We start from the raw sequence: 16,020 nt of genomic DNA, 5'->3' as shown, positions 1-16,020 counted from the left end.
CATTAATACTATATTTTTATCGATTTCTGAACATTTTGTTTTCGTTTATACTAGAATAGTAGAATCTTGAAACGGAGGGTATCATATGAAAAAATTAGTTCCTTTTGCCATCGCAGCATCTCTTGCCATCGCAACATGCCCTGTTTCCGCTTTTGCGATCGAGCGCAACGATCCTGAGCTGCAAAGCTATTTGAATGAAATCAATATGACAGCGGATGAATTGGAAGAAATGTTGTGGAATGACTATGACATGTCATTGGACGATGTTGAAACAGTGGACGAAATCCGCGACACGCTTGGCGAAGTGTTGACAGAAGACAATCTGCAACAATTGCTGAACTATTACGGGCTGACCGAAGAAGAACTGAAACAAATGCTCGTCGATAATGGAGATTTAGAACCGAATGAAAAAATTACTGACGTGTTCAAATTTTATAACGAGCTAGCGGACTACGTCGATTTTCTTCTTCCTTACTCCACTCCGATTACGGAAGAAGCGTTGGCGAAATTTTTGCAAGAACGCAATATGACCAAAAATGAATTGATCGCTCTTCTTAATAAACATGGCGAATCATTGGACGACTATGAGTCCATTGGCGACTTAGCCGATGCCGTGGATTATTATAAAGATTTAACGCCGCTTACGGAAGAAACATTAAAAAAACTTTTAGACGAATTAGGAATGACAAAACAACAGCTTGAAAAACTGTTGGCAGCACACGGCGATTCGTTAAGCAACTATACAACAGTCGAAGAGTTGTCGGCAGCTGTCATCGATTATATGACGCCGGATTTAGATGAGCTCGGTTTGACAGAAGCCGAACTACAAAATCTCTTTAACCACCTCGAAGCGATCGACGCGAACGATCCTCAATTCGCTAGCAAAATGGAAGAGATTATACAACGAATGGAAGCGATCGGTGCAGATGACTTTTCAGGGGTTAAAGAATTGTCTCCGGCGCAAATTGCGGAAATCGCCGATATCATGCATGACATGCTCGATCTTTTCCAATTAGACGTGAAGTTTTATTTAACGAAAAACGGAGTGAAAAAGCCGTTAAGCCTATCTACGTTGATGACCATGACATCGACAAACGGCTATAATCTCACGATTGAAATTTACAACAAACAAGGGCAGCTCTTAGCTGATCTTGTCTTGACGCCAGATATGTTCAACTCCGACTTATTTGGAAACATCGGTAAAGATTTAGAGAATGGCGAAAAAATCGCCAAAATCGAAAAACATGTAAAACCAAAGCCAATCAAGAGAACTGAAGCAGGGGCGAAACTGCCAAAAACAGCTTCTCCTTATGCGGCAACTGCACTTTTCGGCATTTTCTTGATCGCGGCTGGCGCTTTCCTAGTACGTTTCCGCAAAGGGGCGGCATAAAATAAATGCGCAAGCAACGACTCGTTCGCATTCTTGGCATTAGCTTCATCGCAGTCGGTGTTGCGCTCACTTCCCTATATGGCTACAAATGGATCAAAGGAGTGAGCGCCGTCAAGCCGATGCCAAAGGAAGCAGCCGCGCCTGCTCCTACAGTGCCGGAAACAACGCAGGAAGTCATTTACCCGCGCCAACCGAAAACGGGAGAACATATCGGTGAACTTATTATTCCCAAACTGAACGCCATTCTTCCCATCTACCACGGAACGAATGAAGATGAGTTGGAAAAAGGCGTTGGCCATTACGCGGGAAGCGTTCTACCAGGACAACAAGACAACTGCGTGCTTGCGGGGCATCGCGACACCGTTTTTCGCAAACTCGGTGAAGTCGGCAAAGGCGATTTGTTAATTGTAAAAACGATGGCGGGAGAGTTTACTTACAAAGTCCGCAAAGTGCGAATTGTCGATGCTGACGATCGAACAGTGATTCGCCCGAAACCAAGAGCGACACTAACCGTTTCCACCTGCTATCCGTTTCACTACATTGGAGCGGCGCCGAAACGGTACATTCTAGTGGCAAACTTAGTGAAAACAACGAAATAACTCGATTCAATTGCGAATCAAAACAAAAAACAGGAGAGCGAATCCGCTCTCCTGTTTTTTCTATGGCTACGCCTCATTCTCACCATTTATAAACTCCGTTTTTTTAACAAAATATCGAATAAATTGTGATCGAAGATAAAATCGGAAATGTCAATTTCGTATTTAACCCGCTCGTAGTTGCGGCGGCACTTCTCAACATCCACCTTTTTCCCCGTTTTCACGTCTGTACAAGTGCCGTGGGAAAATTCACCGTCATCCGATGCTAAATAATCATAGCTGTCAGAGAAAAACGTGTATGGAACAATTTCATGCCTAAAACCGACATACCCTTCCTTTTTGGTGGTCAAATCAAAACCGAGCTGATAAAGCGGCTTGTCAATGCCCATCAAAGAGCTAATCGTAGGGAAAATGTCCATTTGGCTGCCGATGACATCATATTCAACTGGTTTTGTTTGCTTCGGATAATGAATCACTAGCGGGATATTGAACATCGTCTTTTTATCGAACGTAATTCCCAGCAATTTCTTAAGTTCTCCCGCATTATCCGGAAGCGGACCATAATGGTCTCCATAGAAGACGAGCAACGTGTTGTCCCAAAGTCCCTTTTCTTTTAAATCTTGAATAAATTCCCCGAGCGCCTCATCCGTGTAATGCACGCTTTGCAAGTAATTGCCGGTCATCGTGTTTTGAAACTCTTTCGGCAGCGACAGCTTTTGCACTCTTGCAGGCAATTGAAACGGACGATGGCTTGATAATGTCACAATAAAGCCATAGAACGGCTGCTTTTCACTTTGTTTTTTATAAATTTCCGCCATTTTATGGAACATCGCTTTATCCGATATCCCCATTCCTAATATATCTGGAGAACCGATACTCGGGTGGCCCTTGTAATAGAAAACATCATATCCTTGCGACTTATACGCATTTTTTCGGTTCCAAAACTCCGGCGAATTCCCGTGGGCCGCACTTGTAATATATCCTTCCTCTTTCAACACAATCGGCAACGAATAAAACGTTTTGTCCACATAAGTGCGATAAGCTCCGTCTTTTCGGCTTGGATATAGCGAGTTATTCGCCACAAATTCCGCATCGGAAGTATTCCCGCGTCCGATCTGCAAGTAAATATGATTGAAATAAAGGCTTTCTTTAATGAGCTTGTTCAAATTCGGCGTCACTTCTTGGCCGTTCACCTTTAGCCCGACCACAAAATTGTTGAACGACTCAGCTTGGATCATAATCAAGTTTTTGCCTTTAGCGACACCGTAAAATGGCGAGTTTTTATGTTCCGCTTGCCGAGCTTGGAAATATCGCTTCATATCTTCTATTTTTTTCTTTTCCTCTGAAGTGAGAGAACGCTGCTCCGCAAACACTGGACTTTTTTCCATTAAATATTCATAAGTGTCGTACAAATGAGCCGAGACAGCTCCGGCCATGCCGACTTTCAGCTGATCGCTGAAATCGGCTTTAATTTGCCACGCTGGTACAAGAAGAAGAGCAATACCCGCAAGCAAACTAAGCGATGAGAAAGTGGTATTTTTTTTGCCCGATGCATAATCTTCGCCCCGTTGTAAAAACATATAAATCAATGCAATAAGCAGAACGACAAGACCGACAAAATAAAAACCGTCTCTCGGTTTAATGAGCGTGAAAATCGAATCGGCAATCGCATTCACTTGAGTGACCTGGCTAATCATCTCAATAGAGAGGATGCCGTCGTAATAACGTTCATAAACAACATCGCTGTAGATTAGAACGTTGAAGATGATATACAAACAAAGCGAAAAAATAAGCCCGCGCTTCTTGCCTGTTACCATGAGCGGACAAATACAGATGAGCGACAGACCGAAACTCGATAAAACCAAATTGATATAATTAACCTTTCCAAAAATCTCAGTCATCGAAAAGAAATTGACGCTTGCCATTCCGGCAAAAATAACAAGCCCCCATAATATATAAAGCAATCGGCGTCTTTCCAACCCTTTTCACCACCTAAATAACAAATGATTCATTCCTTACACCTTATATAGACAAGCTTCTTTGCTATTTTAACACATTTTTTACACCCATTTAATATTTCCTTAATATTTTTTAATATCCTTAAAAATTCAAGTTCATACAAAAATTGTTTGTTGGATTTTATAGTGCGTAGGTGCGAAAAAATAACTGCCAAAGATCGATTGACGATCTTTGGCAGTCATTTCTTTTTCAATCCTAATGCCGCACTTTCAGTCAGCAAGCAGGCTGCTATCAGATTATATGGTGCCCCTCATTATTTACTGGGCGAACGAAAGCAAAATTTTGTACAGAACGCTGCGTTTTGGATCTAATGTTGCCAAAAATTCTTCAAACGTCGCCTTTTCTGTCAAATAGCTGGAATAACGAATCTTTTCCGCCGTTACTGGCTTGTTAATATTCCACGTTTCCGTATTAACGCGCAATTGAATGCCTGTCAATCCGCTTTCATTATCGATTCCTACCACGTTCAAGTTCGCTGATGATTTTCTTTGGAAAAAGTTCTTATCAACGAAAAGATCGGTCTTTAAATAATTTTTCGTGCTGAACAGCTGTGATTTTTTCAACTCCGGCAAGCTTTGCGCCATTTCTGCCTGCAATTCCTTTAGCCCTTCTCTAAATTCAGCCAATGTCATACTAGAATTGTCTCCCGTTGCCTTATTGAATTCATTCATGGCATCGACCATTTGGGCAAGCGCCTTTTCATCCGCCAATAAATTGTTCACGAACGCCAACAGAAGCTCCGGCGCTTCGTTCGCATATATTTCTGCATGTACCTTATATCCTGCCACTTTGCTGCCATGCACGGTGTCCGACTTTGGTTGCACAGTGATATGCTTAGGGTTTGGCAGCTTTTCTACAATGGCATTAGTGATTTTTTTCTGAAAATCATGAATCCATTGTTCGTTCGCCAATGTTTCACTGCTTGTCGGAATCACGATCGGTTTCTTCGCATTATCGATTAAGTATACTGTCTTCGTTCGGTCGGCATAGAGGCGAAAAGGAATTTTTCCTTTCTGCAGAATGAGATTGCCGCTGATGGACATCGTGTTGAGATTTTGCATTTTCGTTGAAACTTCAAGCTTTGCATTATTCAACAAATCTAGCACCTTTAATAAATCTTTGTCCCGCACTTGCACCCGATTGTATATGAAGTGCCAAGACGCCGTCATTTTGCTTTCGCCGGACTTAATATTGGTGCTGTTTACAATCATTTGATTGAAATTAACACCTTTAATCGATTGGCAGCCTGTCATCAACAAGATGCATGCCAATAAAACAAAAACTAGTTTTTTCATTAGTACTCTCCTCCAAATCTACTACTCTCTAACTATTATTTTTTAAAGATATATGCTGTGCCGATAGAAAGCAGACAAAGCATATATGATGTGCAGAAAACGGTGTTGTTGAATCTAGAGCTGCTAGAATAAGAGGGATGCTTGACATTGCTGAGGATCATCGATGCAAAGAGTGGCAGTTAAAGAAAAGTTCACGAATTTCCAACGTGACCATGTATGAACCTTGAATAATAGTAAGAAAAACCCATAGATTATTTTACTATATTTTGTATATAAATGTAAATGTTTTTTATAAAAAATTACATAATTAGATATATATTTACATATAAAAAAGGAACCAGCACCCATTCGCTTCGGTTCCTTTCTCACAATGGCTATGATTCTATCTAAACACAGAATAAGGAATTTTCACTTCAGGCATTCCCGCCGCATAAGGAGCGACTTCATATTCAAAAAACTTAACGACGATGCCGTTGGAATTGAAATAAAACGGACGATCGTTGTTCATTTGGATTTCCGATAAGCTGTCCGTAAATATCATTTCACCGCGGTTGGCGCGATTCATTAAATCGGTCACCGCGTATTTTTTAATCTTGTTTAAACCTTGCTTCGTTTTTGCTACATCCCCTAGTTTTAACAACTTCCCTGTGCGAACATCAAAGTTGTACGACGTGACATTGCTCATTCCGTGGGCGCCGCCTGTATACATATAATCGTAAATCAAAAGGCTTAGCTGATGATTTTCGTTATATTTGACTTCGTATGACATGCTGTAGTCATAAGTGTACATTCCTTCTTCATCCGGTGGAACCGGATAGCCGTGTTCTTCAAGATAACGCTGGCGGTCCGTTTTCTCTTGTTCCTTCAGCCGAACGAGGGCATTGTAAGATGCGCGAACATGTTTTTGAATCGTTTCATTGATTTGATTTTCGGCTGATTTGTTCATTAAACCGGATACTTGCGGATAATCGATCGCATTTTTATATCGCTGCTTAACGATCGCAACCCCTAACGCCTGCCGCTTCTCTTTCGACGGCGTCTCATACTTCACGCGGCCGTCGCGGTCGACAAATTGTCCGACGCCAAGCCCTAGCTTCCCCGACAAGAACGTATACACGCGGTACACTTCACCCGGTTTTAATTTCTTCACAATCTCCTTTTCCGCACCGTTCAGCCGATACAATTCGGTTTGCTGTAGAACGGTCACCCTGCCAATTTGCCCTTTTTTCAACTCCTTGCCGTCCCATAACACCGTAGCCGACGCCATATGAGGCGAAAAGCTGCCAAACATAAGGACCGAACAAGCGGCAATCCCTAAAATGAGTTTTTTCACGGCATGCCCTCCCAGTATTTTCAATTATACATTGACACTTTACCATATTATAGAAAGTAGTTAAATATGAACTTTAAAAAAATTCGTTCAACGTCTCCGACACCCTCCTAGAAAACAACAGAATAGATTAAAAGGTTAGCAACAATTCACACTTATATCCGCTTGTACAATCAAAAAGGGGAATTTTTCTAAGTAAAAGCGCTGGTTTTTAAGGCGCAGCTTTAAAAATGAATAAATACATTTAGTAAATTTATAAACCAAAATATATAGAATAATATGGTATAATGTGTAATGTTATACATATAAGTTATATCTTAATAATTCGGTCCCCCCATTTCATAGTTAACCAACTTATAAAATTCACATCAAATCTACCAATACTATCCGTACGAATTAGAAGGGATGAAAATAATTGATATCTTTAAAAAACATAAAGAAATACTACAAACTAAACGATGAAAAAATTGAAGTTCTAAAGGGCGTTACCTTAAATCTTTATCCCGGACAAGTAACTTACTTATTAGGAGAATCAGGCTGCGGTAAGTCTACGTTGTTAAATATTATTGGCGGAATCGATAAAGCAGATGCGGGGGAATACTTATTTGACGGCCTGAACGTTAATGAATTTAATGAAAAGCAATGGGCATACTTTAGACGGAAAAAAATCGGATTTGTTTTTCAAAGTTTTAATTTGATTCCTCACCTTACAGCTCTTGAGAACGTCGAAATGAGCATGATTCTAGGAGGCAGATCCCAGGAACAACGCCGAAAAAAAGCATTAGAGCTTTTGAATATGGTAGGCTTAGGTGCCAAAGCTAATTATTTGCCTAGCCAGCTTAGCGGGGGACAAAAACAACGTATAGCAATCGCTCGAGCATTAGCGAACGATCCAGATATTATATTAGCTGACGAACCGACCGGAGCATTAGATTCGGAAAACTCTATACAAATCATGGGGATATTAAAAAATATCTCTGCTCAAGGAAAAATTGTATTAGTAGTCACGCACTCGCAAGAGCTATCCCGATTCGCGGACCGAATTATACGAATGAAGGATGGAGTCATAATTAATGTCGAAGAGCTCAATTCAAATATAAATATGAAGGAAAATATTAATAATCACGTACAAAAAAAGATCAACACAGGAAAAAGACTAAATTTATTAACCACATCCAAACTATCAATCCGAAATATAAAAAATAAAAAATGGAGAAATATTTTAACTGCTATAGGAGCGTCCATAGGGATTTTCGGATTAGCTATTATTACGTTTCTAGGAAATGGAGTCAAGGAAAAGCTATCCGGCTCTGTAGATGAAGCGGCGGCAAAATCATCTTTAAGCGTAGCAAATGAAGAATTTAATATTTTAACAGAAAAAGACTTAAATAAATTAAGTAAACTTCATAATATACAAAATATATACCCATATAATCCGTTTCAAATTAGCATTAAAGCTGAAAATGGGAATAAAGCTACTTCATCAGCTGAAAGTTTAGTTCCAAAGGAACACGCAAAGATATATGGAAAGCATTACGTAGTAAAAGGCACGTTTCCTAATGAACAAAAGAATGAGATCGTACTGCCTGAACGAATTGCGCAGAAGCTATTCAAGAACCCCGAACAAGTGATTGGAAAAAATGTTTCCTTAGTCGTACAATTGATGTCCTTAAAGGAAGTTTATCCAACTGTTAAGATCAATGCAAAGATAACAGGACTACTGAAAAACAACTCTATTCCTTTGCTTGATACTGCAGGAATATCTTACGGGTTATCTAGACAGGTCATGAAAGAATCAACCGGCAATAACAATGCAGCCTTATCTTTTACGATCATTCCTACGTCTGTTAATGATATAGATTCTTTAAAGAAAAATATTAAGAAAATGGGATATAAGGCGCAAACTGACGAAGAAAGCCAAAATGAAATTGATCAATATGTTTCTTTAGCGAGCATCGCGTTAGGTATGCTGTCAAGCATATCTCTAATCGTTTCGTCAATTATGATCGGCATCGTTTTATATGTTGGTGTTTTAGAGCGTACTAGGGAAATAGGTATATTAAAAGCAATCGGGGCTCTTCGCTCTGATATTCGCCGAATATTCGTTACTGAGGGAATGATAATAGGCCTCATTGGTGGAATTTTAGGAGTTTTAGGTTCAGTTATTGTAGGTAAAGCCTCAAACTATGTTATCGAAACAGTGATGCATAAAAATAATTTAGATCTTTTTCAGTTTAATTTCATTCAAATGTTATTACTCATCATTTTCAGTGGACTACTAGGCATTCTAGCTTCATTTATTCCGGCTCATAAGGCTGCTAAACAAAATGCTGTAGAAGCCTTGCGTTATGAATAATATTTTTAGAGGTGCAAAGAATCATGAAATGGCTAAACATTGTCTTTATCTTAACTGTAGGTGCGGTTCTAGCTTATAAATTTTCAACCGGCCAAAAAGTTAGCAACTCGGCTCTAGCAATAGCAATTTTCTTTATGACTACAAACTTTATCGGATTATTTAGAAAGCATAAAGTGGATGAGCAATAGCAAAATCAAAAACATACCTCCTTCCATAACTGACCTATAGTGAAAAAACTAGACACTCTAATCACAAAGTGAAGCCTTAGAACGGTCCTCGCCAGGCTTCACTATTTATTTTCTAATTCTTCCAAAGCAAAGCCGCGATTATGATTATTTTGTCATATCTCTCATATAAATGATGATCGCGTATAGGAAACGTACGTCGCGAAGGAATAAATTTCAGTAGTGGGTCTTGTTAATGCTTGAGTGGTTTCGCTCGTTTTAGTAATAAACGGTTGATGGTTTGATACTTACTCATTCTTTCGCTCCTAAAATAAAAATAGCCTCAATTCCCCGAAGAGAATTGAGGCGAGTTAAAGTGTATGGAATTTGCATCCAATGTTCATAATTATATTAAATGCCTAGTGTTTTGACACGGTTTCTTAAAGTAAGATTACATACTGATATTAGATTTACTAAACTTAAATATAAAATATAAAAAGAAAAGCCCCGCAGAGATTTCTCTCCGCAGAGCTTTCTTAATATAATTAATAACTATTTAATAACGATTTCTTTAACATTTGCAATGTTGCCGTTAGCATCGGCTAAATCTAAAGTAGGTGCTGCTACTAATTTTACTACTTTTCCAGCTGCAAGTTCATCTGAAAGATCAGTATTAACTGTGAAATCGATAGAAGTTCCTGCAGCACCAGTAGTAACAGTCACTGTTGTAACTTTAACACCATCTACATATAATTCGAAGTCATTGGCATCAGCTGCACCAGAAGCGATTGCTTCTGAGAAATTAACCGTAATAACAGAAGAAGTTGCTCCTAGAGACTTAACTGACGAACTTGTTACAGATGGACGAGTGTTTTCAGTAATCAAAATATTTTTTGTTTCAGTATTCATTTGAGTTACATTAGAGCTGTAACCTGTTACACCACTAACTGTTACATTATAATAACCAGTGGCTTCAACTGTGTTATCGGTAATGTACACACGTACTACCGCTTTTGCGCCAGCAGCATTGGCTGTAGTTGGGTTATTATAAGTTAATACAGCTTCCTTAACTGTTGCACCTTCGATTGAATAGTTTGCAATATTAGTAGCAGTTGCTGGATTTACAGCATCAGCAAACCGTACATCAATATATGCTCCCTTTGCATCAATACCATAAACAACTGGGTTAGCTGAAATGAGTGCTAACTTATTAGTTGTTGAGCTAGTGCTATTCGAGAAGGAAACAGTTTTAGCAACTGAATCATTCTGGAATGCATCTTTAAAGAAACCAGCTGGGATATCTACCGTGTAATTTACGCCTTCTTTAATAGCACTAGTGCCATCATGTAGCTGAATGTAAACTACTTTTTTATCGTTAGAATCAACATTGATTTTTGCAGCTGGAATTGTCACTGTTTGTTGTACACCGTACTCGTCAATATACTTTAATGTTAACGCAGTTCCAACTTTTGATACCTCTTCACTGAATGTAACTTTAAGGTTATTTAGACCACTAACTCTAATTACCTCAGTGCTAACCACCTGTGGCGCAATTTTATCATGTGAAAAGCTAACTGTTTGGCTGAATACATCATTAGTGTTCTTGTTTAGATCCTCGACTGCACCTGCCGCAAAAGCAATAACTCCACTTGTTGTTGTGCTTGGCACTGTAATATTTAAAGTTGTCTTGTCATTAGAATCTACTGTCACATCCGCTGTAGTTAAAGCAACACCGTTAAATGAAACTTTAGTAGCATCTAAAAGTTTAACGGATTCTGAAAACTTAACTTTAACTGTAGTAGGTGAAGTAGATACAACCGATGTTACAACAGGTTTAGCTTTGTCTGCGTCACTAATAGTAATTTTAGCTGTTGAAGGAACAGAAATATTACTACCAAAGTCAGTAATCGTTGGGAAGTTAACTGTAATTTCTTTATTTACTGCTGTTGCCGAATCAAATACTACAGTGAATGATTTACCGTCTGCAGATAAACCATAACCAGTTGCACTTGTATTAAGAGTTACAGCACTACCATCTGCATAGTTTGCAGTTACTGTACCTACAGATGTTACAGGCTCAGAGAAGTTGACTTTATAAGTATACTTATCTACATAAGTAACACCTGTAATTGAAGCACGAGTTGTATCGTCATAATTAAATGCAGTTGTGTAGTTTCCAACTTTCTTACCGTTAGTTGCTTCGAACTTATCAGCAATAATCTCTAAAGAATGAGTTCCTTCCCAATTAGTTGCTGATCTAATAGTAAGTTCTTTGCCATCTGAGCTCAGAGAAGCTTCTAAAGAGTCAGCAGCTCCACCATCAACTTTAACCGTTCCGTCAACTAATGTGCTAACACCAGACACTGTTTCGATTACAGAATCCTTTTTAAGAGGAACATTAAATTTAACAACTAATTCTTTAGCATTAACCGCACTTACACTCACAACTTTAGGCGTTACTTTCGCCTCATAAGCAGCTTTAACAGTTGTTTGTAGAGCTGTTAATTCTGCTTTTAATTGAGCCACTTGTGGGAACCACTTGTCAGCATCTGCTAATGCTTTTTCAGCATCTTCTAATTTATCAGCTTTTACTGCCGCATCAGCAGCTGTAAGTTTCATGTAAACTGTTACGTCGTAGATTAAGCCGTTTTTCGTAGTTGTAGCGGCATCAATGTTTTCAAGCAATGCAGCGCGAACACCTGCACCGTAGATCGGTTTTACAAGAGCTGCAGCGTTCTTTAAAGCTGCAGAAAGTTGATGATAGTTGCTTTCTACTTTTGCAAGATCTTTCGCAGCCACAGCATCTTTTAGCGCTGCATGAAGCGTTTCAACTTTCGCTAAAGTGCCGTACGCTTTAATGTAGTTTTTACCGCCGTTTACAACGTTGTCTTTGTAAGATTTCTCTAAGTCTGCTAAGTAAGCGTCTTTCTTTTTACCGCCATACTTTTTCACAGTCGCAACAGCGTTAGCGTAAGCTTTGTCTGCAGCAGTAACTTTAGCTTGTACGTTTTTCACGTCAACAAGCTTGCCAGTTGTTGCAACAGATTTGTAAGAGTTGTAAACTGCCTTGAAAGATGTTTTCGCTTGTTTTACAACCGCATCAACGTTCACAGCCGCTTCAGAAGCATGAGGGTTTGCAGCTACGAACGCGCTTGCCGCAACAGCGCTTGCAGTTGCAAGTTTAATAGCTTTCTTTTTGTCCATAGAATAGTACGTCTCCCTTCTCTATATCTCCATTTAGAGCAATGAGTACTAAACATAGATTAGTAGAGTCATTGCCTAAAAAGGTCCAACGAGGTAAAAAACTCCTATTAACCTATTACTAGGCAATAGTTGCAAATGGTGCGTATGTTGCTATATCTTGATGTTTTTTCCCCATCGCTCCACATCTTCTATAATAATACATTTTTCTCGCGATTTCTAGTCTAAAATACAAATTTTTTTGTCAATTCTTGTATCAAACCCATTACAAAATGATTAAAAAATGAGTTTCACAACAACGCACACTATACATCATTATGATTATTTTCCCAAGTATAGAACTTTTTTTGGTATATACATAGTTTGAACCAAGGTTTATTTTACCATTAACCTTGAAATTTTTTCAATATTTTTTAAAACTTATAAAATGATAAATTCAAGGCATATGCTAAACAAAAAAAGAGCACCTGAAATCGGTGCCCTTTACAGCAAGTTAATTAACGCTTTTTTATTTTCTTGCAGCTGGTTATATAATTTGTCCGTTTTTTCTTTCAAGCTTTTGATTTCTGGTTTGTTAGTCCCGAATTTCTTTTCCAACGCGCGGATTTCATTTTTCACCGCTTGCAATTCGTTAGAAAGCGCACGCAGCTTGCCGATTAACTCATCGATTTGTTCTTGTTTTGCTTCTTCGCTCTCATCTTCATCATCACCAGGTTGTTCTGTAGAAACCGTTGTTTTGGCTTCTGTGGACGTTTGTGTGCCTGTCACAGAGGAAGAAGCTGTAGAGTCGGTTGATACCGTACCGGTTTGGTTCGCATCGCTTGGCTGCGTTTGATCTGTTGGCGTTGTTGTATTTTGTGTTTGGTCTGAAGGAGTTGTTGTATTCGTTTCGTCTGCTGGTGGCGTATTTGTTTCTGTTGGCTTGCTCAGCTCTTGAATGTCAGCAGCTACGCTTTTCATTCGCTCTTCGATTTTGCGAAGCTTTTTATTTAATTCCGCCACTTTATTTGCGAGCATTTGTTGCTCTTTTTTCATTTGTTCTTGTTTTTTCTTTTCTAGTTCCTGTCTTTTCTTTTCTTCGTTTCGCTTCTCTTCGCTTTTCCTGTTTTCTTGCTTCTTAATTGTCACTTGCACTTTTTGCGATTGCTTCACCCGCACTTCTTGTTTTCCCTCATGCTTCTCAGCGAATGCAGGTGATGCGACAAGCATGGATGCTAGTAAAATTGGCAATCCTTTTTTGAACATTACCGTTTCCTCCTTGATGTTTGATTGGGTAATGGCAGCTGGCTGGCATAGGTATCCCCTTAGCCCCTATAGCTTTGTGACGCTAAGTTTCCTTAGCTGTACCCTTGTACATAATTATAGCAAAATTCTGTTACTATAAAAGTCGTGCAAAATCCCTATTTTTCTAGCAAATATATGCAAAAATGAGAGACCTTCTCTATGAAGGCCTCCCATCAATTAATCTAGCTTTTCGATTTGGACCGGAAACGGGTTGCCAAGCTCCGTTCCCACCACATCGTAGCGATCGTCAAGCAACAAGCCTACAAAGCGAAGCTCGCCTTTAAAGTTGCTTGGGTCATTGGCGACTGTAAATTGAAATTGAATATAGTAATCATCGTTGTTCACAAGCTGCTCAGCGATGTCTTCGATTTCGCTCTTTGGTACTTTGTATTGCTCTAGGTACGAAATCGTTTCTAAAATTTGGTCATAGTAATCGTCGAAATAGACGCGCAGCGTGACGACATTGCCATCAATCGTCCCTTCTACCGGAAGCGGATCGTTTTCCGTGAAGAAGTACCAGCCCGAAAGTTCGTTGCCTCTTTGCTTTTCAATGAAAAATGAGACGTGCTCTTTGCCGCTTACGAGCTCATAGTCTCCCTTTAACGATTGCTTGATTAAAAGAGTAAATTGCTCGGGAGACAGCGGAACGTATTGAACGTTAGCCGCTTTCTTTACATAGAGGCCGCCGCCCAGGCTGTAAAAGAGCGATCCTTGGACGATTTTACTGCTGTAGACGCGGTATTGCTGTCCTTTTTTCAACGTGCGAACGGCGTTCATTTTGTTTTGCTTCCATTCGTACAACGGCGCATCTTTGACGATGACGATTTTGCCGATCATTCCTTTTTTCAGTTCTAAATTGCCCCATAGCGTTTTCGCTTCGGCCGTTTGTCCGCTCTGACCAAATGAACCGACCGCGACAATAAATGCGATTACTAAACATGTCAGCCATTTTTTAATCATCTTATGGACCCCCAAAAAGTAATCATACGTTTATTGTAAACCGAGCGGCTAAAAACAGGAAATATTTTTTTACATTATTTCACTAATAATCTATGAATCTCCTCTGATGCTCCGTTTTCATAGTAAAGCCATCCGTCTTTTACAAACAGCGGAATGGCGTATTGATTCGTGACCGCCTTGACCGCTTTGCTAGCTACATCTAGCTGATAAATCCAACCGCCTTTTGAGTAGTTGCTGAAATAAATCGTGCCGCCAGATGCGACAGGATCGTAAGCGCGGTCGACCGTAAGCCTGTCCTTTCTTGTTCCATCGATGTTCATTTTGTATAATCGCTCGTCGATGTTTGTGTAGTACAGTTCATTGCCAGAGCGCACAACACCTGTCATCGCTGAAAAATAAAGATATTTTTTGCTTGCGGCAAACGGGGTGTCTTTGCGATTCCACTGATGGTCTTTAGCCAGCTGCTGTTCCGGAATGAGAAAATACGTTAAATCGTACCGTCCCCCTGGCTCGTCCCGGTCGTCCCATGTCGCGTCAATATAATAGTCGTCTTGATTGATGCGGACGACATTCCACGCGTGCGGTTCACCGCTGGCTGTTCCGGTGACCATTTGCGACATGATCCCTAGCTTTGCTAGCAACAGTTGGAGTGCCTGGGCGTATCCTTCGCATACTGCCGTTCCCTTCACAAGCGCCCCGTAGGCGGTATACGACAGAAGCGGAATCGTGCCGCGTTCGTAGTTTTCTCTGTCATAGCGCGCATGCTGGACGACAAATTCATGGGCAGCATACACTTTTTCAAGCTCCGTTTTTGCGGTTTTATTAATGTCAGATACCGCACGATTAACAACCGCATTAAGTTGATCGCGCATCGATTGGATTTGTTTTTTTGGAAAAGCATATTCATATTCGAGCGTGCCGTCTGAGTAATAATAGGCGTAACGGCTATAAAAAATCTCAGGGTGCTCATGGAGTACTTGCACGTACGTATCAAACACATCGCTTGCCTTTGAACTGTAGCGGGCCACGTTAACCGAGTCGTCTAAATTCAATAGCGACGCGACAATCGCATCGTACAGCTTTTTCGCCTTCGCCGCTTCCATTTGTTTTTGTTTCGACGGTGTTTCGTACCGAATGTTGGCATTTTTTGCCACCCAGGCGTTTCCGCCAAGATTATATTGGCCCCCGTATTGCTTGTCATATCCGTAGACGCCGTATTGCTCGTTCGGCTTAAGCTTCCGAATGGCCACTAACTGGCCATTGTCCCGCCGCCATAATGTCGTTTCTTTCAAAACGGTGAGGCGGCCTGTTTGTCCTTGCTTCAATTCGATGCTTCCCCACATCACTTTCGCTTCCGCTGCGGGGCTAAAAGAAAACAGCAAAGACACTAGCAACAAAAGAACAATGTTTCCTCTCCCCATAACA

General features: G+C 40.1%; 11 protein-coding genes and 1 riboswitch. Of the genes, 4 read left to right on the top strand and 7 right to left on the bottom strand.

Features of this window, described 5'->3' with window-relative positions; translation table 11 throughout:
- Window positions 1–85: 85 nt before the first annotated feature.
- Both N667_RS0108905 and N667_RS0108900 read left to right on the top strand, forming a co-directional pair.
- Window positions 86–1,390: a processed acidic surface protein gene (locus N667_RS0108905; protein WP_027409247.1), complete on the top strand. Its 1,305-nt coding sequence runs from the start codon at window positions 86–88 to the stop codon at window positions 1,388–1,390.
- Between the two features lie 5 nt (window positions 1,391–1,395).
- Window positions 1,396–1,989, top strand: coding sequence for a class D sortase (locus N667_RS0108900; protein WP_027409246.1), 594 nt, complete (start codon window positions 1,396–1,398; stop codon window positions 1,987–1,989).
- Window positions 1,990–2,075: 86 nt separating this feature from the next.
- Here N667_RS0108900 and N667_RS0108895 read toward each other — a convergent pair whose 3' ends face one another.
- From N667_RS0108895 to N667_RS0108885, 3 genes are all read right to left on the bottom strand, one after another.
- Complete coding sequence (locus N667_RS0108895) at window positions 2,076–3,965, bottom strand: LTA synthase family protein (RefSeq protein WP_027409245.1); 1,890 nt, start codon at window positions 3,963–3,965, stop codon at window positions 2,076–2,078.
- 297 nt (window positions 3,966–4,262) lie between these two features.
- Complete coding sequence (locus N667_RS0108890) at window positions 4,263–5,300, bottom strand: hypothetical protein (RefSeq protein ID WP_027409244.1); 1,038 nt, start codon at window positions 5,298–5,300, stop codon at window positions 4,263–4,265.
- Between the two features lie 382 nt (window positions 5,301–5,682).
- On the bottom strand, window positions 5,683–6,633 hold the full coding sequence (locus N667_RS0108885; RefSeq protein WP_027409243.1) for a DUF3298 and DUF4163 domain-containing protein: 951 nt from the start codon (window positions 6,631–6,633) through the stop codon (window positions 5,683–5,685).
- A gap of 412 nt (window positions 6,634–7,045) precedes the next feature.
- Here N667_RS0108885 and N667_RS0108880 point away from each other — a divergent pair, with 412 nt between their 5' ends.
- Both N667_RS0108880 and N667_RS19760 read left to right on the top strand, forming a co-directional pair.
- Complete coding sequence (locus tag N667_RS0108880) at window positions 7,046–8,986, top strand: ATP-binding cassette domain-containing protein (RefSeq protein ID WP_027409242.1); 1,941 nt, start codon at window positions 7,046–7,048, stop codon at window positions 8,984–8,986.
- A gap of 23 nt (window positions 8,987–9,009) precedes the next feature.
- The gene (locus N667_RS19760) at window positions 9,010–9,174 is read left to right on the top strand and encodes a hypothetical protein (protein WP_156936101.1); all 165 of its coding nucleotides are present in this window, start codon (window positions 9,010–9,012) and stop codon (window positions 9,172–9,174) included.
- Window positions 9,175–9,702: 528 nt separating this feature from the next.
- On the opposite strand, the gene N667_RS18475 is transcribed toward N667_RS19760, so the two are convergent.
- The 4 genes from N667_RS18475 to N667_RS19100 form a co-directional block, all read right to left on the bottom strand.
- On the bottom strand, window positions 9,703–12,354 hold the full coding sequence (locus N667_RS18475; protein ID WP_051530001.1) for a hypothetical protein: 2,652 nt from the start codon (window positions 12,352–12,354) through the stop codon (window positions 9,703–9,705).
- Window positions 12,355–12,834: 480 nt separating this feature from the next.
- Entirely contained in the window at window positions 12,835–13,596 is a 762-nt protein-coding gene (locus N667_RS0108865) for a hypothetical protein (RefSeq protein ID WP_027409241.1), read from the bottom strand.
- Between the two features lie 30 nt (window positions 13,597–13,626).
- Window positions 13,627–13,709, bottom strand: a riboswitch (cyclic di-GMP riboswitch).
- Window positions 13,710–13,812: 103 nt separating this feature from the next.
- A complete protein-coding gene (locus tag N667_RS0108860; RefSeq protein ID WP_051530000.1) occupies window positions 13,813–14,595 on the bottom strand; it encodes an SLAP domain-containing protein in 783 nt (260 codons plus the stop codon).
- A 74-nt stretch (window positions 14,596–14,669) separates the two neighbouring features.
- A complete protein-coding gene (locus N667_RS19100; protein WP_027409239.1) occupies window positions 14,670–16,016 on the bottom strand; it encodes a DUF5050 domain-containing protein in 1,347 nt (448 codons plus the stop codon).
- Window positions 16,017–16,020: the final 4 nt, after the last annotated feature.

It is taken from the genome of Anoxybacillus tepidamans PS2, assembly GCF_000620165.1.
In the GTDB taxonomy this organism is placed as follows: domain Bacteria; phylum Bacillota; class Bacilli; order Bacillales; family Anoxybacillaceae; genus Anoxybacteroides; species Anoxybacteroides tepidamans_A.
The sequence above is the reverse complement of the archived record's forward strand: the minus strand, read 5'-3'. Positions and strand labels throughout refer to the sequence as shown.